The organism is Flavobacterium undicola (assembly GCF_009909155.2).
Classification (GTDB): Bacteria; Bacteroidota; Bacteroidia; order Flavobacteriales; family Flavobacteriaceae; genus Flavobacterium; species Flavobacterium undicola.
On the sequence record NZ_JAAAPM020000009.1, the window covers coordinates 64151 to 90029 of the forward strand.

The window sequence follows — 25879 nt, forward strand, 5'->3', positions numbered from 1 at the left end:
ATTTAAATTATGAAATTCATAAATAAACATATTCTACTATTTTTTATTTATACCTTACCATTTTGGGGTCAGGTAAAAAGTATTGGTCTCCCTAATATTAAGAATTACATTAGAACAGAATATAAAGGAGGCACCCAAAATTGGGACATCGACCAAGATAAAAATGGAAATTTATATTTTGCCAACAATAATGGTATGTATCAATTTGACGGATCCACTTGGCGCAAACACACATTACCAAACTCCAATGCAGTCCGAAGTGTAAAAATTGATAATTCAGGAAAAATATTTGTAGGTGGTTATAGTGAATTCGGTTACTTCAAACCTGATTTAAAAGGCAAACTGCGCTATTTCTCTTTATCAAAATTGGTAAACAAAAAAAAAACTAAAATAATAGATTTTATTTGGAAGATACATATATATAAGGACGAGGTAATTTTTCAATCATTTGCAAGAGCGTATATCTTCAAAAACAACAAACTAAAATTATTGGAGGCTCCCAATCGATTTCAGTTTTCATTCAAAGTAAAAAACCGTCTTTATTTACAAGATATTTCTGAGGGTCTCCTAGAGTATAAAAACGGGAAACTCCATCGACTAAAAGGATCAACAGCTATTAATAATACGGAAGTTTGGGGTATGTTTCCGTTACCCAATAACAAACTAGTCGTAGCGACTTTAAGCAGAGGACTTTTTCTATACGATAATGAAAAAATAATTCCGTGGGACACAGAAGCCAATGCCTTCATCAAAAATAACAGCTCATTAGGTGGCGTAACCATCAAAGATAAATTCATAGTAATCAATTCCGTTTTAAATGGAATCATTATCTGTGACACTAACGGAAAAATAATACAACATATTAACCGTGAAAAAGGACTGCAAAATAATACCGTCCTTACTTCATTCATAGATAACAAAAACAATCTCTGGTTAGGACTTGATAACGGTATTGCCTATATCAACGAGAATTCACCTTTCACTTATTTTGGTTTCAGTCATAACATCGGTACTGTTTATGCTTCGGTTGTACACAAAGGAAATCTCTATGTAGCTACCAATCAAGGTGTTTTTCACCATCCATGGAACAAGAACTTCAAAGAGGACAGTTTTGCTCTTGTAGAAGGTAGTACGGGTCAGGCATGGAATGTTCAGGTAATAGACGGCCAATTGATATGCGGAAACAACAACGGCGCTTTAATTATTGAAGGAGGTCGAACAGTAAAAATTCTGGACAAAAATGGATATTTTGGTTTTAAAAAAATACCTAACCACCCTAATCATATGATTGGTTCCAATTACCATGGTTTTGCCATTTTTGAAAAATCTTCAAGCGGATGGCAATATAAAAACCAAATAATGGGATTTGATAAATCTGCAAATTCATTCGAACTTGATAATACAAATTTATGGCTAAAAAAAGACGAGTATCTTTATAAGGCGGTTCTTTCGGAGGATTTTAAAAGAATAAAATCAATAAAAAAATATAAAGATTTAACGGGTTCTGTTAAAGGCATAACAAGCCTCCAATGCATCAACAAAACCGTTTATTTCCAAACTAATAATCATTTTTATAAATACTCCCAGGATCAGGAAGTATTTTTTGAGGATAAAAAAATGAGCAGCCTTTTTAAAAATGTTCCAAAAATATATTCATTATCACAAGATTCATCAGGTAATCTCTGGTACGCTTTTAATGAATCTTTAGGGGTTTTAATGAAACAACAAAATGGAAGCTATAAAAACAAATTAGCACCCTTTTCGAACTTAACCGGTAATTTAGTAGCCAACTATATGTCAATTAACACTATCGATCCTAAAAATATCTTTATAGGACTAACAGACGGACTGGCTCATTATGATTCCAAACTTTTAAACAATACCGTCACAAAACCAAATGCCTTTATAAGAAGTTTTTCATATCCTGGAGACACCTTAATAACAGGAAATGGTCAAAATAAAATTGAAGTTTCAACTATTCCCTATGAATCAAATAGAATAAAATTTACCTTCTCCTCTCCAACCTATGAAAATCTTGACAATATTGAATTCTCACATAAATTAGAAGGATTTGATGATCGATGGAGTAACTGGTCGAACGTCTCGACGAAAGAATACACCAACTTAAGAGAAGGTGATTACACCATGAAATTAAAAGTTCGTAACAGCTTTGGCATCCAATCAAATGAAACCTCTTTTTCATTTACAATTTCCCCTCCCTGGTACAGACATTTCATAGCCTATCTAGTTTACATACTGCTTATTGCAGCCGCAATTCATTATATACGAAGAAGAATAATAATGAAAATTCGTAAAAATAAATATTACGAAACCATTGAACAAAGAAGACTTTATCTCGAAAAAGAATCAAAAATAAAAAAGGAACAATATAATCTGGAAAAAGAAATTGAAAAATTAAAAAAAGAGAAACTTAAAACTAAAATTCTGGTAAAAGACAAAGAACTAGTAAACAACACCCTTCAAATAGTTAAAAAAAATAAAATCTTAAATGAAATTATTGATGAATTAAAGGATATTAATTTAACATCATTTGATGAAACCACTAAATCCCAATTCACTAAATTAAAAAAACGTATTGTAAATGAGGTTAACAAAGATAAAAGTTGGAACGGATTAGAAAAACACATCAAGAATGTCCATTTTGATTTCTTGAAAAGATTAAAAGAAAAACATCCGACAATCACACCACGCGAATTAGACTTGGCCACTTATCTCTTAATGAATATGTCCACAAAAGAAATTGCCGAAATTATGGGTATATCTAATGGTAGTGCTGAATTGGCTCGCCATCGACTACGAAAAAAATTAGGTCTTGACGAAAAGGAAAACCTAATTGGTTTTTTGATGCGTATATAGTAAAACCTATTGAATAAGGTATTTACAGAGACATAATAACAAAGATGATTACTAAAAAAACTCATCGAATTTTTAATGAGTACTTAAAGATACCCCTAAAAACAAAACACCGATAATCCTGGATGATCGGTGTTTTATGGTAACCTAAAATTAGCTTGTCAGGGTGAGGAGCTCTTTCTAAGAAAGGTCAAGCTTATATCCTTTGCCGCGAATATTAACAATTTTAACCTTCGAGTCAATCTCCAGTTTTTTTCTAAGTTTTGATATGAACATATCCAGACTGCGCCCAACAATAACACCTTCATCTTCCCATATCTCTTTTTGCAATCGGCTTCTCTCAATGGTCTCATTGGGAGATAACGCAAAAATGAGCAGTACACGCGTTTCAGTTGCGGTCAGATCTATGGTATTTCCATTTATTGTCAGTTGCCGTTTCTTCGCATCAAACAACACCGAGCCCAAAGTTAACATGCCGATATTTTGACCGCTAGGCACGACTCTTCGCAGTTTAACCGATCTAAAAAAAATAAAACCAATAAATGCTAAAAATGGCAGGCTGCCTAGCAAATATCCATTCTTTGTTGTAGTTATACCCGTTGGTTTGAATTTAATGTTGATTATGTAACATGCTCTGGGTTGCCTTCTTCCTATACAGGCTACAATATCATCTTTCTTATTTTTGGATATAGCGTATCCATAAGCTACACTGGAGTTGCCACAGTTCAGAACATTAATAACATAATCACTGGCGAGGGGATCTTTGGCCAACAAACGCTGAGTAGTATTCATTAGGGAGTCCGGTTGAAAAGTTAGGTCATTCTCAAACCTGATTTGGTACTCATTTTCGGCGATCTTTTTTACCGGAAGTACCCTTGATGTACTGTCACCCGACTGTAAAAGTAGTTCATGTCCAATCCTGCGGAGTAAAACTTCCCTTCTTGCGATAGCAAAGTCGTCACTATCCTCCATACTGACCCGAGCGAAAGCGAACTGGCGAAGCAAAGCCACGCAGATTACAGCCATAAACAAGAATACTATCAACCCGAACAGGTATTTGAGTTTCCCTGAAAAGAGATTTCGACTAAAATGCATAATGTCAAATTTTTATTTACAAAGTTTACATTTTTATTTACAATCCAAATCACTCAAGCCGAAAAATATCAAATTAATTTCGCTGAATCAATTAGATAAGATATGAAAAATAAAAGAAATGTTTTGTACAGCCTGATTATCATGCCTTCATGGGAGGGTATTTTTAAATATGATCCCCGCCTGCCGGACGGGCAGGGAAAGACCATCACGGACTTTAAAAGTGCAGCCGGTCAACAATAATGTGTATTGCTGATTTTAAAAATCATTTAGCTCCGCTCTATTCGGCTTACAGCCTCGGGTGTCAATTATTATTAATCAATATAACTTCTATACTATGAACAACAAGCTATCAATCACTTACTTAATTTTAATTATTTCTTCTTTGTTCTTCGGTTGCCGTGGACCTGTAAAAGAGGAAAATAAAAACAATGCATTTGCAGGTTACTTATCCTTACATTTTGGGAATGAAAAATATTTTATAATAGACACGAAGGAAAGTGTTGTGACATGGAAAGGTTCTATGCTAATTGGCCCAAACAGTCACACAGGGTACGTCTATATATCAAAAGGAGAATTGATGATTGAAAACGGCCAACTTGTGGGTGGTACAGCTGAAGTCGACATGAATACAATTGAAGATGAAAACCATGGGAGAGATAATGGACTTATTAATCACTTAAAAGATCCTGATTTTTTTGATGTCAAGAAATTTCCCATCTCTACAATTGCAATTACCAAGGTTGCATCGATAAATGGTGAGAACAAGAAAGTTACAGGGAACCTAACGATTAAAGGTATCACACACCCTGTTACTTTTCCGGCCAAAATAGAAGTTAAGGACGGAATTGTCAAAATGAATGCCAAGCTGATCATTGATCGAACAAAATGGGATGTCCGTTATAATTCAGGGAAGTTCTATGATAATTTAGCTGATGAAACTATTTCGGATTCCATTGAATTCCATATTAAGATCGTAGCAAAAAAATAAATAGCTGAATCCATAAAAGACTTTAACCTAATCAGATCATGTTATTCTATTCCGGTACAGAGCTTTTAGATTTTTGAAATTCTTAAGTAATTTAATTAAAAGAAATTATGAAATATGCACACGTATATGCTTTGTTGTTGATGTCTGCTCTTTGCATTTCCTGTGAAGGACAAAACAAAAAAACACCCCTCTCAAAACAAAATATCCAGTCCGAAACCAAAGACGTAGTCACTTCCCCCGGATCTAATGAAGGTAAGTATGAGTATACTGATTCTATGGGTAAGCGCCTAATAATACAAAACAGCTTTCCAAAAGGTGGACTAAAGTACAAATACCCCGATGGGAAGGGATATGTGTATGCTGTATTTTGGACTAGAATAATCAATGAAACAGATAATCCTCTAGAATTGAAGATTGACTTTCCAGTAGAATCATATGAGTTGCCTTCTATCCCAGGCCATTATTTTAGACTCTTTTTTCCTCCCGATACAATGACAATTGATAAAGAACCATTGTCTGATTATGGTTTGAGAGGTTTAAAATCTTTTTTGGACAATGCTTTTTATAAACCATCTTCATTGAAAATGACTATAAGTCCGAAAGAATCAAGTGCTTTCTATGTGGTAACTCTTTCTGAACAAGGAGTGACTGGTCCAATTCGAACTGGGTTTACCTTTAAAGACCAAAATGTTTTTTATAGCATCAATAAAAATGAAATTCATTGTGGCAAAATAAATTTAAAAAATTTGATGTTACAGAAATAAGCATAATGCCAGCGCACAATCAATGTGTATAAGAAATAGCGGGGTTCGTGGTAAATCGAAGGTCTTTGCTCTAATTAAGTTTTGTACCAAACTGAAAGTGAAGTGCTTTTAAATCACTACTTCTCATACATGAAATTCTTATTAATTAATTAAAAAAAATTATGAAATACATACCCGTATATACTTTGTTCTTGATGTCTGTTTTTTGCACTTCCTGCAACGGACAAGTCAAAACAGACTTACCAAAAGAAAAGGTAATTGTATCAAAAATAATATCTGTCGGACAACCAAAACTTATAGCAACCCAAAGCTCACCTAAATATGGCAATATTCAAGGTGGTCTGCAGGACAAAGCCGGTAACCTTTGGTTCGCAACCATACGAAATGGCGTTTATAAATATGACGGAAAATCGTTTGTCCAATTTACAGCGGAAAATGGACTTAACAGTAATAATGTTTACTGTATGTTGGAAGATAAAGATGGTAAAATTTGGATAGGTACCGACGCTGGACTTGTTCTTTACGATGGTAAAACATTTACTAAAATTCAAATCTCTTTACGAAAAAACATGCCTCCAAACAAGATTCGCAACGAGCATATTGTATTCAGTATGATGCAGGCAAAAAGCGGAAAACTATGGTTCGCCACAATAGATGGTGTTTATATTTACGATGGCAAATCCTTTACTCCGTTTATAGTTAATGAGGGTGGTGGCTTTTTGAGCAGTAACAATAACGTGGAATATATTTTAGAAGATAAAGCAGGTAACATTTGGTTTGGTGGACGGGTTAATAAGGGTGTATTTCGTTACGATGGTAAATCTATAACCAATCTTAAACCAAATGGTGACAATTGGGCTTGGCCCGTTTTGCAAGACAAAAACGGAAATATTTGGTTCAGCAATTGGAGTGGAGCCTACCGTTATGATGGCAAATCATTTACAAGTTTTACAAAAAAAGATGGCTTATCCAGTGATATGGTTGTCCGAATTATAGAAGACAAAAAGGGAAACCTTTGGTTTGGTGGTGATGGTGGACTTTGCCGATACGATGGAAAATCTTTCACTTGTTTTACAAGAAAAGACGGACTACTCAATAATGATGTATGGTCAATTTTGGAAGATAGAGCGGGAAATCTTTGGGTGGGCACAAGGAACACTAGTTTGTTTCGTTACGATGGAAAAACCTTTGCCAGCTATACAGAAATAGATGATGAAGATGTCAATAATTCCTTTTTAAAGCCTTTTAGTAGGCAATGAAAAAAGGGGGTTTGAGCTACACTTGAACTATCTATATTAATTTTTAACAGCAAACATTTATACAAACCGAACCAAATATGATAAAACAGCACATCCTTACTCTACTTGCTACCTTGTTTTTTACTCAGGCAGGAATTGCCCAATCCACCGGCACCTTTACCGACTCACGCGATGGGCAAACGTATAAAACATTCAGCTTTAAAAACGCTTTGACCGGCACCACTGTTACCTGGATGGCCCAAAATCTGAACTACAAAGTGCAGGGGAGCTACGCTTATGATGACAAAGAGAGCAATCGAAAAAAGTTTGGCTTGCTTTACACCTGGGAAGCAGCGAAAAAAGCCTGCCCCAAAGATTGGCATTTAGCAACGGATAACGAATGGTCTATGCTGGTGACTAAATTCGGTGGAATGGACAAGGCAGGCGAAGCCCTGAAAAGCATCAGTGGCTGGGCGGAAGACGGCAACGGTACTAACAGCAGCGGGTTTAACGCTCTTCCTGCAGGTATTCGCAGAAATAATCTTTATGAGGTGATGGGTGTTATGGGTTTCTGGTGGTCGGCCACACCCAGGGGTAAGGAGGGTAAAGCGTGGGGCTGGGACATGAGTTATGCTAAACCACTTAAAACAAAAGTTTTCCGTTTCGATGCCTATGTTTCTTACGAAGTCTCTGTTCGTTGCGTTCGGGATTGATTTATTTGATTTATCTAGTGAATGCAGCAAATCCTAAAGATTGTAGCAAAAAAATAAACATCTCAATCTTTAAGACTTTAACTAAATTCAGATCATGCTATTATATTCTAGCAAGAGTTTTTAGGTTTTTGAAATTCTTATTAATTAAAAAAAATTATGAAATACATACACTTATATACTTTGTTGTTGATGCTTGTTTTTCACACTTCCTGTGGGGGACAAAACAAACCAGACCTCCCAAAAGATAATATCAGTAAAGGACTATACTCCGAGTCTCAAGTTAAAGAGGCGGCCACCTCCAAGGTGCCTATGAGTATGGTTCGGAATGTAAAGAAAGCCAGAAACGGAGACATTTTGATTGCTTCTTACTTAGGCGTGTTTCGATACAATGCCCGCCTGCCGGACGGGCAGGGAAAATCGTTTACCAATCTAACAAGTAAAATAAGTTCGCCCCGCTTCTCCAGCTTCTGGGATGTGTTGGAAGATCGAAAAGGAAATCTTTGGTTCGCTACCAAAGATTCGGGTGTTTACTATTACCCTTCGACTGCGCTCAGGGCAGGCGGGAAATCCCTGTCTGCCGGACAGGCAGGCTTTCAGCATTTTACAACAAAGGATGGGCTTGCCAGTAATATGGTGCTTCATATTTATGAAGATAGAGCCGGTAATATTTGGTTCGGAGCAAGCCGTTACGATGGGAAATCTTTTCGAACTTTTACCACAAAAGATGGATTTCCCAGTAACAATATTCGTTTTATCCTCGAAGACAAAACTGGCAAGTTATGGTTTGGTTCAGGGGGCAATATCCTCATTTATGACGCACGCCTGCCGGTCGGACAGGGAAAAACATTTACCACTCTCACCAATAAAGACGGCAAAGCTTTTAAGAACGTTAGGTGCATAATCGAAGATAAAAAAGGTGATATTTTGTTCAGTAACGATGATGGTCTTTGGCGCTATGATGGCAGTACGTTTACTAAAATTAGTGAGAGGAGTGCTTATGCTATAATTGAAGATAAAAAAGGAAACATCTGGACTAGTTCAGGGAATAGCATTTTCCGTTATGATCAACAGTCCTTGTCCAATTTAAAACCTACTGTAATGGAAATTAAAGTGTCAGGAGGAAACGGAAACACTTTTTTGTCGGGAATTTTAGAAGCTAAAGATGGAAGTATTTGGGTTGGAGCTGGAGGACCTCAGAGTGGGGTGCATCGTTATGATCCCCGCCTGCCGGACGGGCAGGGAAAGACCTTTACATACTTTAAAAGTGCAGCCGGTCAGAAATAATATGTATTGCTGATTTTAAAATCATTTGTCAATTATTATTAATCAATATATTTCTACACTATGAACAACAAGCTATCAGTCACTTACTTTTAATTATTGCTCCTTTATTCTTCGGTTGCGGTGTCCCTCGTTAAACACATTATAGATGTAAAAACATTGTCTGACAAAAAAGCCCATAAATTTAATTTTATGGGCTTTTATTGTATTAGAATTACTTCACCTTATTCTGATTCGAATTGGGTTTCAATTCATCAGGACTGTCTTTAGTATAAGTTTTAAATTGTTCTTTTGAAGGACTAACAAATACATCCTGAATTACTTCAAAACTCAAGGCGTTTTTTGGATTAAACTGATCGGAATTCATATAGTTTTGCAGCGAGAAAAACAATTCTCTCGAAGCCGGTATATCTTGAACATCAGGTCCTAAATTAGCACTACTTACTATGATTTTTCCTTTTCCTACTTGTGCTTCAAATACTAAAGCCAGTCTGCGATTGATAAACCAGGTATCAATAGGCTGAATTAATGGACGGAAATCAGCCGGGAAATCTTCCAAATTCATGACCTGAGCGCGGTTTTGAATATCCCACCATTGTAAATCACTATGAAAACTGGTTGGGAAATTTGCAAAAGCAGGGCTTTTATCCTGAATTAGCATTCCTGTTACATGAGGCGGACGCATTTTAAACCAAGAGGTATTCCAGAAAACAGGTAGAAAATGCATTTCTACTTCTTTTCCTTTCACCACTTTTCCAGCAGCATTCAAAAATACCTTTCCTCCGTTATTCAGCATTTCTTTTGCCTTTGCGTCTAGTACAGTTGTATAATAAATAGAAGAAGAAATTTCAGGATTTCTATTTGGATATACCCAAAAATTCCAATCGTTGGCAAAAGCAGTATCATTGACTTTTACTTCCAAATTTAATTTTGAGGCAACCTTAACATCATTTAATGCGAAACTAAGATTTCCAACGATGATACCATTTCCGTTTTCGTATGTTTTTGGATCAAAATTTCCCGAAGAAAGTACATTTCCTTTTTCGTTTTTAATTGTCCAACTAATTACTGTATTTTTCAATGGCATTTTTCCTGAATGGAACAGCGCAATTTCAGCCTTGAAAGTTTCTCCGTTATTATATACAAACTTTGGAATCTTAGCCAACGGAACCGTTGCATTACAAAATCGAGAGTACTCTTGTGCCGTTACATATCCTTTTTCCTGAAAGAAAGCATCCAACACTCCTACTAAAGCCGTTCCCTGACCAGGAAAATCCTGTAAGCCTAAAGCTTGAAAACCACCATAACCGGGTGTTCTCAACATTTTTTCTATTTCGTTTTTATAACACAAAACCTGTAATTTACCGGAAGCATTCAGGAAATCTTTAGACTGATCAGCCATATTGTGATCTGCTAAATCCTGACGGAACATTTCAAAGTTTTTGGCTCTGTAAACGCCTTTGTATTTTTGTATTTCTTCAAAATTTGGAAAAACACAATATTGACCAATTTCGTGTGCTACAAAAGGAACTTTAAAAGGTTCAATTCCGGAGCTAAAATCAGATTCTGTTTCAGGCATTTTTTCCCATTTCAAACCTCTTACACCGCCACGTGATTGGTATTCTGCATTTGGAACTACAGGCCAGCTTCCTCCTACTGACATTCCTGTATATACTCTTCGATTATCCTTTGCTTTCCAGAAATCAACAAATTCGTTGAGGTATTTTACCTGATTTCCTGCCGGTTCATTCCCTGCAGACAACATCGTAAAAGAAGCATAATTACCATACTCCTTTGCCATTCTAGTGGTTTCATCATATAAAAATTGATCCACTGGCTGACCCAATCCTATTTTAGGGCCGTGGTTAGGCCAACTCGGGCCTTCAGGTTGTAAATAAAGCCCTATTTTATCCGCTGCGATAAAAGCTGCTTCAGGAGGACACCAAGAATGAAAACGAACGTGATTCATACCATAGGATTTTATTTTTTGTAAAATTTTCTCCCAAGCTTCAATGCTAGTTGCCGGATAACCTGTTAACGGGAATTCGCAATTATGAACGGTACCTCTCAAGAAAACTGGATTACCATTTATCAAAAATCGGTTGCCTTCTATTTTGAATTCACGCATTCCAAACTGAAGCTTTTTAGAAGCTTTTATTTCTTTGGAAACCAATTGTACTTCCAGATTATACAAAGCCGGATCAAATTCGTCCCAAGTCAGCATTCCTTTACCAAAAGGCAATTCGAGTTCAATTGTTTTGTCTCCCAACTTAGACACAGTCAGCGTAGTTGAAACCTCTTGGGTTTGATCTGATGCCTTAGAATTAAAGCTTTTAGCAGCAATTACAATTTTTCCGCTAAAATTATTTGGAGTGCTATTATTTACCGTTATTTTCACACGGGCTTTACGGTTTTTTACATCAGGATAAATCTGAACATCATCTATATAAACTGGAGAAACCGCCTCCAACGCAATTTTTCCAATGATTCCATTCCAGTTTCCTTGGGTATGATCAGTTACACTGTGAGAATCAGGCCCCACATTTATTTTTTTAATCTGGTTGTCAATTCGAATAGAAATACGCTGTTTTCCAGCAGTAAGATAAGGTGTTAAATCATATACATGCGGAGCTACCAGCGAGTTTTGCAATCCCACTTCTTTATCGTTTATCCAAACTCTGGTTTCTATGTGTACTCTTTCTAAATGGAGTACTATTCGCTTGCCTTTCCAATTGGCAGGAATGTTAACTTCTTTTTGATACCAGGCTGCACCAACATAATGCCTGGCTGGAGTTAGCCAAAACGGAATGTGGATATTTCCCGGTTGACGGTATTTTTCTAATCTTGGAATAAAATAAAAAGAACTGTCATAAATAGATCCTGTCCATTTGGTTTTCAGCGTAATTTCATCTCCTTTTAAAAACTCTGCCATAGAGCCCGGCAATTTTATAACATCCGAAAGATTCCTGTTATACCACTTTTGAGCTATTCCTTCATCTTTTCGGTCAATTTTAAAATGCCAATTGACATCCAAATGAATCACTTCATCCTTAGGCTTAACATTGAAACTACTTAAAGAAAATGAGATTGCAAAAAACAGACAGATATAACTGTATTTTTTCATTGTGTTATGTTTTATTTTTAGTTCTACAGGAAATCTTGTGAACATTCTTTTATAAAACCATTAAGAAAATTTAAGAAGATTAAGAACACTGCAACTCTTCATTTTCTTAATGGTTTTTAATATTTTTATTTCATACAAATTCTGTAGAACCTTATTTTTTAATTATAAATGCGCTTGGTTTAATATAAAAACGATAAGATAATACATTCCCATTGGTACTCTTATCAGTACGAGGTAAATATTTAAACCCTTTAATTTTAATTGTATTGCCTAAATCTACTACCACCTGATGTGGATGAGACGTTTTTGAAACCGTCCAGGCAGTTGACCAAAAAGTAGATTCCTGTTGGTCAAATATTTTTTCAGCCGAATAGTTTCCCACCGAAATCTCTTCGCTATCGGCATAAATAATTTTCCAATTGGAACGGTTAATTGGTAAACCATCAGCACCAATTAGTTCTAATTCAGCAATACTGCTACTTTGATCTTTAGGATTTTGAGAACTTAGCGCCTCAAAACAAAAGTAACGTCCTTCAGACTCTTTTTTAAGAATTACTTCTTTCCAACCTTGACCGCTAGTGAATAATCCCTCATCAGAAGGAGTTTCAGCAGATAAATCCAGTGTTTCTCCTTTTTTACGGTGTAAAAGTGATTCGTCTACCACTATTTTATCCAAAATAGGGGTGGTTACACCCGCAATTTGATTGTCATTAGGTATTTCTAAATCGAGAATAATAATCTCATTTTTTCCTTTTTTCAACCAACATCCTGGCATATACAGCGTTTGTTGAGGTCCAATTTTCCAATAACGACCTAGATTGTATCCATTTACCCAAACCATTCCTTTGCCCCAAGTACTCATATCGATATAGGTGTCACCAGTAGTTTTCAAATCAAAAGTGGCTTTATACCAAGCTGGACCATTTACTTTCGTTTTTTTAAATTTCAAGTTTTTCTGAAATTCATAGTCTACTGGAAAATTAAAAACTTCCCAGTCTTTAAGAATACTTGTATTGGTAGATGTAAACATCTCCACTTTTTCGGTTATCCCTTTTCGGTCAATAATAGCCTTTCCGTAATTCACTCTACCCAAAGCATCTACTAAAATATCCAGAACATCCCCTTTTTTCACTGGAGGTATTTTGATAGTATTCTGATCTTTGCGACGATCCAAATTGCCAATTAATTTGCCATTGATAAAAACAGCAGCCCAATCATGTAGCTCGGTAATTTTTATATCAAATGAAGTAACACATTCTGGTAATTTGGAGCGATACAAAATTCGTCCCCAACCCTGATTAAAAGCTTCCATAGGTTTTATCACTTCAGATTTGTTGGCTTTCGGAAGATTTTCGAAAAGCGATGCCGACTCATTAAATGTAATTTTAGGAATCGAAATTACAGGATAATTCACTGGTGGTTCCGGAATAGTTTCGCCAGGATTCAGATAATTTTTCATCAAATCACGAACAGCATAAAATTTATCCGTAGGTAATCCTCCTTCATTAATTGGAGCATTGTAATCATATGAAGATACCATAGCTCCAAAAGGAGGTGCATTGGCTCCACCCCATTGTCCAAACGATGTTCCACCATGCGCCATGTAAAGACTACACGAAATATTACGATCTAACATGTCTTTCAAACTTCCGATAAAACTGCTTATCGAACGGGTTTCATGTGCACGCCCCCAGTAATCAAACCAACCCGTCCAATATTCACTACACATCAGCGGAGCTTTTGGATAAATTTCTTTGTACTTTTCAAACTGCTTATCGATATTCGAACCTGCTCCAAAATTTAATGCCGTATAAACTCCATCCACATCATATTTGAAGAAATTCGAACTCCAATCGCAACGGAATAATTGAACTTTATCAAAGCCTGAAGCACGAACGGCATCACGCACCTTACCCATATAAACTGCATCATTCCCAAAAACGCCATATTCATTTTCGACCTGAACCATAATGATGTTTCCGCCATTTTGAATTTGGTACGGAGCTAATTGTTTACCTACCTGTTTTAAGTAATTAACAGAACGTTCCATGAAATACGAATCATTTAAAGTGCGTACCTGAAGATCACTTTTATTCAACAACCACCAAGGTAAGCCTCCCATATCCCACTCAGCACAAGCATAAGGCCCAGGACGAACAATGCAATACATTCCGTTTTTTTGAACTAACCTTACAAATTCAGCTACGTCTTTTTGTCCCGTAAAATCAAATTGATCAGGTTGTTGTTCGTGAAAATTCCAAAAAAGGTAAATACAAATGGTATTCATTCCCATGGCTTTACACATTTGAATACGCTGTTCCCAATATTCACGAGGAATTCTAGGGAAATGTATTTCACCAGCACGTACTAAAAATGGTTTTCCATTCAACAAAAAAGTTTTGTCACTAGTCTCAAAAGTTCCTGCTTTACCAGAAGTTTGAGCGTGAGTTGCCATGGTCAAAAAAAGCACAATGGCAAGAATTAGTTTTGATATTTTCATGTGTTTATAGTAATCTTTTTTTTTTCAAAAATACATTTACCCTGTATTAAACAAAAATTAAACGTTGTTTTATTTCTGTTTTTTTCGCTCTCACATGTTAGATATTAATTCATTGTCAAATCATTAGTTTTTAAAATCAGTAGAACTTTATTTTTAAAATATAAAAATAGATTAAAAAAAGTAGTTAATTAAAGCGTATTAATTGGTACATTAAAACCAAAAATCATCCCAATAAAGTATATATTTGTGCCCCCTAAAGCAACTTAAAAATAGATTTGCATGGTTTATGAAAACTTTATTTTTTGTCTCGAAGGTGTTCCTGATGTAGAAACCTACATCAGCACAGAGGCACTTAAAAATTTAGAGCATTTAGCGTTTGAAAATCAAATTGCCAGTATTTATAAGAGTTGCGATACTATTGAAGGACTGGAAGAAAGCCTAGGTGCTTTGCTATACGATGATCATAATTTTAAAGGCTACCAAATTATCTATTTGGTGATGCCGGGTCAGGAAAACAACATTTGCCTACATAATTATTACTATAGTTTAGAAGAAATAGCCGAATTGTTTGAAGGAAAATTGAAAGGCAAAATCATACACTTTGCCAATAAAAAAATTTTAGACTTAACTGCTGAGGAGGCGCAATATTTTCTTGATATAACTGGTGCTCGAGCTATTTCGGGTTATGGAATAAAAGAACACAAAATAAGCAGCATTCATCTGGATAAATTCTTTTTTGGATTGTGTGAAGAACTAGATGATCTTGTGGAAATTGTGGAAGAATTGCATCAAAAAAATTATGCACTGTGCAAACTACTTGATTTTAGATTGTACTATTAAAAACAGTAGTTATTCAATCTAAAATAACTATTACAAAAATCAATTTCGGGAACTCATTAAACTTTAATATCTTCGTAAAAGTTAAATATATTAGATAGTATACTATTTTTTAGAATACGCTGTTTAACCTACAAATTTTATATTAAGTTGACAATAATGAAAAAATATTATTTACATAACGGTGTCGAAAGCAGTGGCCCTTTTGATTTAGCCGAATTGCAAATGAAACAAATTACGGCAACAACACCTGTATGGCTTTCTGGAATGCCCGATTGGAAAACTGCAGGGGAAATAGACGAACTACAAACTATTTTAAAAGTCATACCACCTCCCCTTAAAACTATTCCGCCAACTCCAAAAAGGGAAGAAAAAAAAGAAGAAAGAAATCCCAAAATTATGGGACTGAAGAAAAACGTATTTTACTTATTTTCTGTACTTCTATTATTAATTATAGGAAGTTTTGTTTTAAGTATTTTAGAAGAAAACAGAGAAGCAGAATTAGAGCAAAAAAACAACAAAACCGAAAGAGAAAATCGACAATTTCAGCTGCAACAAAAAGAAATTCAGGAACAAAAACAACGTATAAGCGAACAAGAAAAACTGGAGGAAGAACGACTTACCACAGAAAGAAAAGCAGCAATTAACACCAAACTATCTGAAAATAAAATCAAGCAAATAGAATATCAAACACGCTTAGAAGAGGCAAAAAACAAATTGGTTAAGGCAACTGAATTTCAGTTTTTTAGAACTCCAGAAGACAGAACCAGAGAAATAAATGCCATTCAAACTGATATTGCTTATTATAATAATGAAATCCTATTACTAGAAAACGAGCGCAATCAATTGGCTTTAGAATTAGAAAAAATGCAATATAAAGCACATCAAATTCCATAAAATCAAACACCTAATACCATTTAGAAATATAAAATAATCCAATTTTCCAACTCCCTCTCCTTTGGAGAGGGTTGGGGTGAGGTAAACAAAAAACTGTTTTATAATTCTAAATGGTACTATTTCACGCTTAAAACTAAAAAATGCAAAATCGTTATTCCTTAGTTATTAGTCCTTCAGAAGAAATTATCGCTTTGGTAAAAACCATGAAGAACGAATTAGCTAAAGAAATTGGCTGGTTTCACAGCAAAAATTCATTGGCACATATTACCATCAACGAGTTTATGGCTTCCGAGAATGAAATTAAAATGATCAAAAAACAGCTGAATACTATTTGTGAAAGTCTGAAACCAGTTCTTGTTCACTTGAATGCATTTGACAGCTATCCCAATGGTGCTTTTTTCATTGCTCCCGATGCTCTTTCGAAAATAGATTTGAAACAAATAATGAAGCACCTCAATCAATCTTTTCGGGTAAAAACACTTTTTAAAAATAACGAACCCCATTTGTCTATTGCTCGCCAATTGAGTCCAGAACATATCGCTACAAGTTATCGTCTCTTTTCCAAATCTATTGACTTGAATTTTGTTTGCGACAGTATTTCACTGCGTCTTTTTAATCCCAACATCAAACAATTTGAAATAATTAGCCATTTTGAATTCAAGAATAACCCAAAATCTACTTTTGAGCAAGGAACTCTTTTTTAGCTTCATCAAAGCCTAAAAAACAAGTCAAAAAAATCTTAAATGTTTTTTGATAAAAATCAAAAATCGTAACTTTAAGATATGAAATGAGCATAATCCTAAAATTAGTCGAAAAAACAAATAATTATATGCGATAGCGAACAGGCTAAGCAATTACATATGACCGATAAAAAACAATAAATATCAACATATGAAACAGCATTTCAACATTATCATAGCGGGAGCGGGCGGCATTGCAGAAGCTGCGGGCTTGATTTTGGCAGAATGGAGCGAAGTCACTCCTTCCCTGTTTATTGGAAACAGAACGCTCGCTAAAGCCCAGTCGGTAGCGCAATGGATTGAAGAAGGAACAACAAAACCTTGTTCTGTTGAGCCTTTTCTCCTTCCTGAACAGGAATTGACTGAAGAAATGAAAATAATTTTCGACGAAGCCGATATTATACTGGATTGTTTGCCGGGAAGTCAGGCACCAAGAATAGCAAAACTGGCTCAGGAATTTCATTTGCATTACGCCAATCTCACGGAATGTGTTGCCGAAACCGATGAAATTATTGCTTTGGCAAAAGATGCGGCTACCAGTTTTATATTGCAAACAGGAATTGCTCCGGGTTATATTGATGTACTTGCCAATGCACTTTTTCAACAATTTTGCATTGATTTCAAGGTAAACACAGTCGATAAATTAGAATTTAAAGTGGGCGCATTGACTAAAAATGCCGTTGACCCTCACTATTATGGATTTACCTGGAGTCCTATAGGTGTAGCGACCGAATACTTAAAAAAAGCCATTACAATTCGGAATTTTAATAAAACAGAACTTCCTGCCTTATCCGAAAGAACTTCAATTGTCATTGATGGAGTTACTTATGAAGCCGATCTAACTTCGGGAGGTGCAGCAGATTTACCAGATACCTTGGCTGGAAAAGTGCGCAATTTAGATTATAAAACATTACGCTTTCCCGGGCATTATGATTGGATACAGAAACAATTAATGACAATTGGAAATTCTGAAAAGACCCTCAAAGAATTACAGCAAATCATGGAAAAAGAAATTCCGCTAATTGAAAACGACCAAATTATTTTATACGCCGCAGTAGAAGGCAAAGACCACGAAGGTATTTTGAGAAGAAGAGAGATTTCCAAATGTATCCTTCCACAAAAAGTAGGCAACCATCAACTAAGAGCCATACAAGCAACAACTGCAGCCCCTTTAGTGCAATCAGCTCAACTTTTACTGGAAAATAATCTCAAAGGTGTTATTCTTCAAAGTCAGATTGAAGCCCAGTCTTTTTTGAATGGAAATTTTATCATTCCTGTTTATGGAAAAATATAAAGGCATTTCTAATTAGTCTAAGATGTTCGAAAAAAGATGGAACACAGATCTCACAGATTTAAGAAATAAAAACAGATTTTTTTTAAAATTTCTATCTGAGAAAATTTACTTAAATTCCTTAAACCTGCCTGTCGGCAGACAGGTCTGTGATCCAAAACTATTTCAAATTCCTATTCGAAGATTGTCTAATAATCAATTCGGGTTCTAAAATGATTCGGTTGATTGTTTTTTTCTTAGGATTATTGATTCGTTCCAGGAAAGCTTCAGCAGCTAATTTCCCTATTTGGTCACTATGCTGATTTACGGTTGAAATGGAAGGCTGTGTCAACGAAGTAAAGGGTTCATCACTAAAACCGATCAGCGCCATTTCTTCAGGAACTTTAATGTTATTTTCTAAAAGTACTTGCAAAGCACCAAGCGCCGCAATATCACCCGCCACATAAACCGCATCTGGTCTTTCGGGCGAATCTAATAATTGTTGCATAATTCGGCGTCCATCGTCTAGACGTAAATTACTTTCGATAATCCAATTTTCGGGAGCTGCTAATCCTGATTTCTCTAATGCATCTTTATAGCCTCGAATTCGTTCTTTGTAAATTCGAATGTGTTTAAAACCTGCAATATGAGCTATGCGTTTGCAATTTTGCGAAACCAAATGATCAATAACCAAGTGGCTACTTTTATAATCGTCAATTCCCACATAATCAACATTTAACTCCTCTTCACCTCTATCAAACAATACAAGTTCGGTACCTTTGGATTTTATTTTTTGGTAATATTCTAAATCAGTAGTTTCATTTGCCATAGAAGCGATAATTCCATCCACTTGAATTTTTAATAAGGTATCTATTTCCTGACATTCTTTGGCGTACAATTCATTCGACTGCGTCATGATGATATTGTAACCATTCAGATTGAGCACTTTTTCGATGTTCTCGACTACCGAAGAAAAAAAATGACTGTTGACACGAGGAATAATCACTCCAACCAAATTACTTTTTCCTTTTCGTAAAGCACTCGACAAATAATTGGGCTGATAATCCAATTGAATTGCAGCTTCTTTCACCGCAATTTTAGTCTTATCACTAATTCTGGGATGATCGTTCAAAGCTTTAGAAACTGCCGAAGGTGTTAAACCTAATACAGCAGCAATATCTTTTATCGTAGATTTTTTTTTATTCTCCAATTAGTTTTTATATTTGTTCAATCGATTGAACAAAAATAGCTACTTTAAACTGAAAATACAAGACATCTCTATTTGTGTTTTTTATTTTTAAAACTGTTCAAACGTTGGAACAAAAAAATAATTAAGAAAATGAAATACATTGTTTGCGAAAAACCAGGTGAATTTATCTTAAAAGAAAAAGAAGCACCTGTTAGAAAAGAAAATGAAGCCTTATTACAAATCAACAAAGTAGGTATTTGCGGAACTGATTTGCATGCTTATGGCGGAAACCAAGCTTTTTTTAGCTACCCTAGAATTTTAGGACACGAATTAGCTTCTACGGTACTTGAAATTGGAGACAATCCCAGAGGAATTAAAGCTGGAGATAATGTTGTGATCATGCCTTATGTAAGTTGTGGTACTTGTATTGCATGCAGAAACGGAAAAACCAACTGTTGTACCAATATCAAAGTTTTAGGCGTTCACACCGACGGTGGAATGCAGGAACAAATTACTGTCCCTACTTCTATCCTTTTGCCTGCAAATAATTTATCTGATGACCAAATGGCTATCGTAGAACCTTTGGCAATTGGAGCGCATGCTATTCGTAGAGCGGCAATTGTTCCAGGAGAAACTGTTGCTGTTGTAGGTTGCGGCCCTATCGGAATTGGAATTATGAAACTGGCTCAAATTGCCGGTGCCAAAGTAATCGCAATCGATATGAACGAGCAACGTTTGGCTTACGCCAAAGAAAAAATCGGTGTTGATTATACTGTAAAAGCAGGTGAAAATACAGTTGAAGAAATTACAAAAATCACCAATGGCGATTTATGTACGGCTGTTTTTGACGCTTCGGGACACAAAGGCGCTCTTGAAACTTGTCCAAATTACATGTCTCACGGCGGTCGCTTTGTGCTTGTTGGTTTATCTAAAGGAGAATTGACTTATAGCCATCCTGCGATTCACGCCAAAGAAATGACTTTGATGTGCAGCCGTAATGCTACTACCGAAGATTTTGAACACGTAATCAGCATTTTAGACCAATTCCCAACAGAATCGTACATTAGCCATAATGTTCCTTATACTGAAATGATTGCCAATTTTGACAGCTGGTTAAATCCTGCAACAGGCGTAATCAAAGCTACTGTAGATTTTAAAATAAAATAAGTATGATAATCGATTCGCATCAGCATTTTTGGATCTACGAAGCGGAAAAACACGCTTGGATAGACGATGATATGAAAGTCATTCGCAAGAATTTCCTGCCTGAAGATTTAAAATTGGTTTACCAAAACAATGGTATCGATGGTTGTGTGACTGTACAAGCGGATCAAACAGTTGCCGAAACGGATTTTCTTTTGGATTTAGCCGAAAAAAATGACTTTATCAAAGGAGTTGTAGGCTGGGTTGATTTAAGAGCTTCTGATATTGATACTGTTCTAAAACAGTACAGCCAATTTCCAAAACTAAAAGGATTTAGACATGTGGTTCAAGGCGAAGCCGATCATAATTTTATGTTGCGTCCTGATTTCCTGAACGGAATTGCCGCTTTAGAAAAATACAATTTCACTTATGACATTCTTATTTTTCCACATCAATTGGGAGCAGCATTAGAATTAGTACGTCGTTTTCCAAATCAAAAATTTGTTATCGATCATATTGCAAAACCATATTTAAAATACGGGTTTTATGATGGTTGGGCAACTTTAATGAAAGCGATTGGTGAATACAAAAATGTGCATTGCAAACTATCCGGAATGACCACCGAAGCCGATTATAACAACTGGACTCCGGAACAAATTGAACCTTATATGCAATTAGTTTTGGACGCTTTTGGCGCTAACCGAATCCTTTTTGGTTCCGATTGGCCAGTGTGTTTAGTGGCTGGAAATTATACAAAAACAAAAGAATTAATAACCAATTTCATTGCGAAATTAAGCTCCGAAGAGCAAGCTGCTATTATGGGTGGCAACGCAATGCAATTTTATAACTTATAAATTATGGATTTAGGATTAAAAGGAAAAGTAGTCGTGATTACAGGTGCGGCTGGACTTAAAGGAAGTATTGGAGAAACTATTTTACAACATCTAGCTGCCGAAGGTGCTATTCCAGCAGTAATTGATAGAAACGATAGAGGTTTTGCTTATATCGAAGAAATTCAAAAACAAGGAATTGATGGTTTGTTTTGCAAAACTGATGTAACCAATCCTGTGGAAATCGAAGAAGCAATGGCGAAAATCATTGCTAAATACGGTCGTATTGATGCTTTAATCAACAATGTTGGTGTTAATGATGGCGCTGGATTAGACGCTTCTTATGAGGAATTCATGGATTCTTTGAAGCTAAATATGGTAAGCTACTTTTTAACCGTTAAACATGCTCTTCCTTATTTAAAAGCTTCTAAAGGTCCAATTTTAAATATTGGTTCTAAAGTTGGATTAACAGGCCAAGGCGGAACTTCAGGTTATGCTGCTGCCAAAGGTGGTGTTTTAGGATTAACCCGCGAATGGGCAGTGGATTTAATCAAACATTCGATAAGAGTGAATGCTATTATTATTGCCGAAAGCTGGACTCCTGCTTATGATACCTGGATTAAAACATTGGAAAACGGAGAAGAAAAATTAAAATCTATTGTCAAGAAAATTCCTTTGGAAAACAGAATGACAACTCCTGACGAAATTGCTGATACTTGTTTATTCACCATTTCTGAAAGATCATCACATACTACCGGACAATTCATCTTTTGCGATGGTGGTTACGTTCACTTAGACCGTTCGTTATTAACAGAATAAAAACGATTCCAACATAAAAAGGACAAATCATATAACTTTATGATTTGTCCTTTTTTTACAATTAATCACATTTCAACCAACCTGTAATACTCATTCTGGTATTTTGAGTTAGTAAAACTTCGTGAACCAATTCATCACTCTTAAAGAAAACGGTTTTTCCTTGTGTTGGACTTATTTTTTGGTTGTTATTATCCTGATGAATTAACAATTCTCCGCCATCAGCAGTTTGCCAATTGCTGTTTAAATAACTAATCATCGAGAATTTTCTACGCGAATTATTTTGAAATTGGTCTAAATGTTTCAGATAAAAATCACCTTTTTCGTATAAGGAATAATGGAATTCATAGCCTGTAATTCCAGTATAACAACTTTGATTGAGATACCGAATAAAATCCTCAATATGCTTGAAAAATTCATTTTCGAACGCATTATTATGTTTTTTATCCAACCAATAAATCGAATCACTCCTCACAGCGCTATCATAAGCAATAGCTTCAGAATTTCCTGTTCCAGCTTCTTTTAATAAATTTTTCTCGTTTAAGGAATATAGATTTTGTTTTAAATTATTGGCTAATTCATCAGTTAAAAAGTGTTCTGAAATGCCCACTTTATTTTCAATATACGAGGCTATTAAAGCCTCAAAGTTTTTTTCCATTTTGTAATAACCCAAAATAGGGCTAGCAAGCGAAAGTAGACTAAAAAGACCTAGCAATTACATTTATAACTTTTAATTACAATAAATAAAAAAAGGATTTAGAAACTAATCTAAATCCTTGTATTTCAAACCTATAAAAAAACTACAATTTACTGATATAACTTCCGTAAATATCTTTAAACTGATAACCTTCAGCAATTCTATCTTTACTTAATTTTCGATATTCTACTAAGCCCCAAAGAATAAATTCTTTCATGAAAAATTTATCTTCTTTTGCTAAATCAGCCTGATATTCTTTGAGTAAGATTTCCAATGGCACAATGGTTCCTAAAATGTTTTGATATTCGGCATCAGAACAATCATCTAATAATTCAAAACCACTTTCGGCAAAAAACCATTCAATTAAATCCGAATAAGGAGTTTTATCATTTGGTTTTTCTAATTTCTCAATTTTAGGAAAATAAGTTGGAAAAATGGTACGCACCGCCGAAGCTATCAAACGCTCAGCAACCGCAGCTGCTCCCTCTTGCTCTCCTTCATAAACCAATTCTACTTTTCCTGTTATCGAAGGAATAATTCCCATGAAATCAGACAATCGCAAAGTAGTTTTATCAACACCCGCTTTTAAAGCACGACGTTCGGCAGTACTTAGTAAATTCTCATAAGCGGTAATACTCATTCTGGCACTCACGCCACTTTTATGGTCAATAAATTCACTTTCTCTCGCTTCAAAACTAATTTGTTCCAATAAATCTTTGGCTAATGACGGAACATAAACCGTATCGCTTTGAGTAGTATCTAATTTGGCTTCTTGTTCCGTAATCTTTCTGGCGATTTTTAGATTTTCAGGATAATGCGTCAAAATTTGAGAACCTATTCTATCTTTCAAAGGCGTAACGATACTTCCACGATTGGTATAATCTTCGGGATTTGCTGTAAATACAAATTGCATATCGAGTGGCATTCGCACCTTAAATCCACGAATTTGAATATCGCCTTCCTGCAAAATATTAAACAAAGCAACCTGAATTCTGGCTTGCAAATCGGGTAATTCGTTTATCACAAAAATACAACGATTGGCACGTGGAATCATTCCGAAATGAATCACACGGTCATCAGCATAAGATAATTTCAAATTAGCTGCTTTTATCGGATCGACATCACCTATCAAATCAGCTACAGTTACATCTGGAGTAGCAAGTTTTTCAAAAAATCGCTCACTTCTATGCAACCAGAAAATAGGAGTTGCATCGCCTTTTTCAGCGATTAAATTTTTAGCAAAACGAGAAATAGGATTGAATGGATCATCATTAATTTCAGAACCACTCACATACGGAATATATTCATCAAGTAATTCGACCATTTTGCGGGCCAATCTGGTTTTTGCCTGACCACGAAGTCCTAACAAATTGATGTTATGTCGCGAAAGAATAGCTCGTTCCAACTCAGGAATTACGGTATTTTCAAAACCATGAATGCCTTCAAATGTTGGAATTCCCAATTTTATTTTTTCGCGCAAATTGTTTCGCAATTCGTCTTTTATGGTTTTACTTTGGTATCCAGATTTTTTTAATTCGCCTAAGGTATTTATATTTTCTATTTTCATGTTTTTTTATTTAACCGCCAAATGCGTTATGTTTTTTTTACCGCTAAGAATACTAAGTTTTACGCAAAGTTCACTAAGTTTCTTTTTATTCATTAAGCTGATTTCTGCCTTCTCATTTCTAACTTCTAACCTGAAATCTACTTCAATCTCTTTTTCCTATTCGTTTCATAATCTTCAAAAATCATTTCGCCTAAACCTTTTAAGCCGGTATAAAAAGCTTTTCCTTGATTGGCTTCGGTAAATTTATTGACAAACTTTTGCAAATACGGGTCACTGGCAATCATAAAAGTCGTGATTGGAATATGAAGTTTTCTAGCCTGTTGTGCCTGAGTATAGCATTTGTCAACAATATATTCATCAAGTCCGTTGCTGTTCATGTAATAAGAACCATCGCGCTCTCTTACACAACTCGGCTTCCCATCGGTAATCATGAAAATTTGTTTGTTGGTATTTCGTTTTCTTCGAAGCATATCCATTGCCAATTGCAAACCGGCAACGGTATTAGTATGAAATGGTCCAACTTTTAAATAGGGTAAATCTTTGATGGCAATTGACCAGGCATCATTTCCAAAAACCAAAATATCTAAAGTGTCTTTTGGGTATCGGGTAGTAATTAATTCAGCCAATGCCATAGCAACTTTCTTGGCGGGCGTAATTCGGTCTTCGCCGTACAAAATCATACTGTGACTAATATCAATCATCAAAACAGTACTCATTTGGGCTTTGTACTGCGTATCTTCGACAACCAAATCATTTTCGGTTAGCATGAAATTATCCACGCCATTATTGATTTGGGCATTTCGTAAACTTTCTGTCAAAGAAATTCGTTCCAGGCTGTCGCCAAAATGAAACTCTCTGAATTCACCCGTATGTTCATCGCCGTTTCCAGCATGTTTTGTTTTGTGATTGCCGTTTCCGGAACGTTTTAATTTACCAAATATCTGGTCTAAGGCTTGTTGCCGTATTGCTCTTTCGGTTTTTGCAGTGATTCCAATACCTGAAGTTCCATCGTCTTTCACTTCGTCTTTGATGTAACCTTTTTTCTTTAAATCTTCAATAAAGTCATCAATAGTATAGTGTTCATCAGTCAATTTATATTCCTTGTCTAATTCCCGCAACCAATCGATAGCTTCATCAAAATCCCCGGAAGTATGTGTGATTAACTCTTTGAATATCTCAAAAAGTTTATCAAATGGGGATTGATTAGGAGCTTGATACTGTTTAAAATAGAATCCTTTTTTATTGCTCTTTTCCATAGTCCTTAAAATTACATTATTTTAAAATGTACTTCAACTGAACAGCTATTAATTTTAAGT

Annotated in this window: 21 protein-coding genes; 14 read left to right on the forward strand and 7 right to left on the reverse strand. The window is 35.4% G+C overall.

What is annotated here, in order from left to right:
• Nucleotides 1-9 precede the first annotated feature (9 nt).
• On the forward strand, nt 10-2877 hold the full coding sequence (locus GTZ96_RS07135; RefSeq protein WP_161642329.1) for a triple tyrosine motif-containing protein: 2868 nt from the start codon (nt 10-12) through the stop codon (nt 2875-2877).
• A gap of 177 nt (nt 2878-3054) precedes the next feature.
• Here GTZ96_RS07135 and GTZ96_RS07140 read toward each other — a convergent pair whose 3' ends face one another.
• Nucleotides 3055-3969 carry a winged helix family transcriptional regulator gene (locus tag GTZ96_RS07140; RefSeq protein WP_161642331.1) on the reverse strand — a complete coding sequence of 305 codons (915 nt, stop codon included), beginning with the start codon at nt 3967-3969 and terminating at the stop codon, nt 3055-3057.
• A gap of 102 nt (nt 3970-4071) precedes the next feature.
• Here GTZ96_RS07140 and GTZ96_RS07145 point away from each other — a divergent pair, with 102 nt between their 5' ends.
• The 6 genes from GTZ96_RS07145 to GTZ96_RS07170 all read left to right on the forward strand — a co-directional run bounded on the left by GTZ96_RS07145 (nt 4072) and on the right by GTZ96_RS07170 (nt 8956).
• Complete coding sequence (locus tag GTZ96_RS07145; protein WP_161642333.1) at nt 4072-4209, forward strand: hypothetical protein; 138 nt, start codon at nt 4072-4074, stop codon at nt 4207-4209.
• A 94-nt stretch (nt 4210-4303) separates the two neighbouring features.
• Nucleotides 4304-4957: a YceI family protein gene (locus GTZ96_RS07150; protein ID WP_161642335.1), complete on the forward strand. Its 654-nt coding sequence runs from the start codon at nt 4304-4306 to the stop codon at nt 4955-4957.
• A gap of 107 nt (nt 4958-5064) precedes the next feature.
• Nucleotides 5065-5721, forward strand: a complete 657-nt coding sequence (locus tag GTZ96_RS07155; RefSeq protein ID WP_161642337.1) for a hypothetical protein — start codon at nt 5065-5067, stop codon at nt 5719-5721.
• A gap of 161 nt (nt 5722-5882) precedes the next feature.
• The gene (locus GTZ96_RS07160; RefSeq protein WP_161642339.1) at nt 5883-6980 is read left to right on the forward strand and encodes a ligand-binding sensor domain-containing protein; all 1098 of its coding nucleotides are present in this window, start codon (nt 5883-5885) and stop codon (nt 6978-6980) included.
• Nucleotides 6981-7057: 77 nt separating this feature from the next.
• Entirely contained in the window at nt 7058-7672 is a 615-nt protein-coding gene (locus tag GTZ96_RS07165) for an FISUMP domain-containing protein (RefSeq protein ID WP_161642341.1), read from the forward strand.
• A gap of 156 nt (nt 7673-7828) precedes the next feature.
• On the forward strand, nt 7829-8956 hold the full coding sequence (locus GTZ96_RS07170; protein ID WP_161642343.1) for a ligand-binding sensor domain-containing protein: 1128 nt from the start codon (nt 7829-7831) through the stop codon (nt 8954-8956).
• A 211-nt stretch (nt 8957-9167) separates the two neighbouring features.
• On the opposite strand, the gene GTZ96_RS07175 is transcribed toward GTZ96_RS07170, so the two are convergent.
• Together GTZ96_RS07175 and GTZ96_RS07180 are read right to left on the reverse strand one after the other, a co-directional pair.
• Nucleotides 9168-12077, reverse strand: coding sequence for an exo-beta-1,4-galactosidase (locus GTZ96_RS07175; RefSeq protein ID WP_161642345.1), 2910 nt, complete (start codon nt 12075-12077; stop codon nt 9168-9170).
• A 151-nt stretch (nt 12078-12228) separates the two neighbouring features.
• A complete protein-coding gene (locus GTZ96_RS07180; protein WP_161642347.1) occupies nt 12229-14577 on the reverse strand; it encodes a beta-galactosidase in 2349 nt (782 codons plus the stop codon).
• A 279-nt stretch (nt 14578-14856) separates the two neighbouring features.
• Here GTZ96_RS07180 and GTZ96_RS07185 point away from each other — a divergent pair, with 279 nt between their 5' ends.
• The 4 genes from GTZ96_RS07185 to GTZ96_RS07200 all read left to right on the forward strand — a co-directional run bounded on the left by GTZ96_RS07185 (nt 14857) and on the right by GTZ96_RS07200 (nt 18345).
• Nucleotides 14857-15417, forward strand: coding sequence for a DUF6642 family protein (locus tag GTZ96_RS07185; RefSeq protein ID WP_161642349.1), 561 nt, complete (start codon nt 14857-14859; stop codon nt 15415-15417).
• Nucleotides 15418-15573: 156 nt separating this feature from the next.
• Nucleotides 15574-16311, forward strand: a complete 738-nt coding sequence (locus GTZ96_RS07190) for a DUF4339 domain-containing protein (RefSeq protein ID WP_161642351.1) — start codon at nt 15574-15576, stop codon at nt 16309-16311.
• Nucleotides 16312-16451: 140 nt separating this feature from the next.
• Nucleotides 16452-17015, forward strand: coding sequence for a 2'-5' RNA ligase family protein (locus tag GTZ96_RS07195; protein WP_161642353.1), 564 nt, complete (start codon nt 16452-16454; stop codon nt 17013-17015).
• A gap of 187 nt (nt 17016-17202) precedes the next feature.
• Nucleotides 17203-18345: a saccharopine dehydrogenase family protein gene (locus tag GTZ96_RS07200; protein WP_161642355.1), complete on the forward strand. Its 1143-nt coding sequence runs from the start codon at nt 17203-17205 to the stop codon at nt 18343-18345.
• 157 nt (nt 18346-18502) lie between these two features.
• Here the strand turns inward: GTZ96_RS07200 and GTZ96_RS07205 are convergent, their stop codons facing one another.
• A complete protein-coding gene (locus GTZ96_RS07205) occupies nt 18503-19531 on the reverse strand; it encodes a LacI family DNA-binding transcriptional regulator (protein ID WP_161642357.1) in 1029 nt (342 codons plus the stop codon).
• Between the two features lie 129 nt (nt 19532-19660).
• Between GTZ96_RS07205 and GTZ96_RS07210 the strand changes: the two genes are divergently transcribed.
• Genes GTZ96_RS07210 through GTZ96_RS07220 form a run of 3 tightly spaced genes read left to right on the forward strand, consistent with a single transcriptional unit; the run spans nt 19661 to nt 22302 of the window.
• Nucleotides 19661-20677: a zinc-binding alcohol dehydrogenase family protein gene (locus tag GTZ96_RS07210; protein WP_161642359.1), complete on the forward strand. Its 1017-nt coding sequence runs from the start codon at nt 19661-19663 to the stop codon at nt 20675-20677.
• A 2-nt stretch (nt 20678-20679) separates the two neighbouring features.
• Nucleotides 20680-21507, forward strand: coding sequence for an amidohydrolase family protein (locus tag GTZ96_RS07215; RefSeq protein ID WP_161642361.1), 828 nt, complete (start codon nt 20680-20682; stop codon nt 21505-21507).
• A gap of 3 nt (nt 21508-21510) precedes the next feature.
• Nucleotides 21511-22302: an SDR family oxidoreductase gene (locus GTZ96_RS07220; protein ID WP_161642363.1), complete on the forward strand. Its 792-nt coding sequence runs from the start codon at nt 21511-21513 to the stop codon at nt 22300-22302.
• Between the two features lie 61 nt (nt 22303-22363).
• Here the strand turns inward: GTZ96_RS07220 and GTZ96_RS07225 are convergent, their stop codons facing one another.
• The 3 genes from GTZ96_RS07225 to GTZ96_RS07235 all read right to left on the reverse strand — a co-directional run bounded on the left by GTZ96_RS07225 (nt 22364) and on the right by GTZ96_RS07235 (nt 25819).
• Entirely contained in the window at nt 22364-22957 is a 594-nt protein-coding gene (locus GTZ96_RS07225) for a 2OG-Fe(II) oxygenase (RefSeq protein ID WP_161642365.1), read from the reverse strand.
• 142 nt (nt 22958-23099) lie between these two features.
• The gene (locus tag GTZ96_RS07230) at nt 23100-24563 is read right to left on the reverse strand and encodes an AAA family ATPase (protein WP_161642367.1); all 1464 of its coding nucleotides are present in this window, start codon (nt 24561-24563) and stop codon (nt 23100-23102) included.
• Nucleotides 24564-24700: 137 nt separating this feature from the next.
• Nucleotides 24701-25819 carry a vWA domain-containing protein gene (locus GTZ96_RS07235; RefSeq protein WP_161642369.1) on the reverse strand — a complete coding sequence of 373 codons (1119 nt, stop codon included), beginning with the start codon at nt 25817-25819 and terminating at the stop codon, nt 24701-24703.
• Nucleotides 25820-25879: the final 60 nt, after the last annotated feature.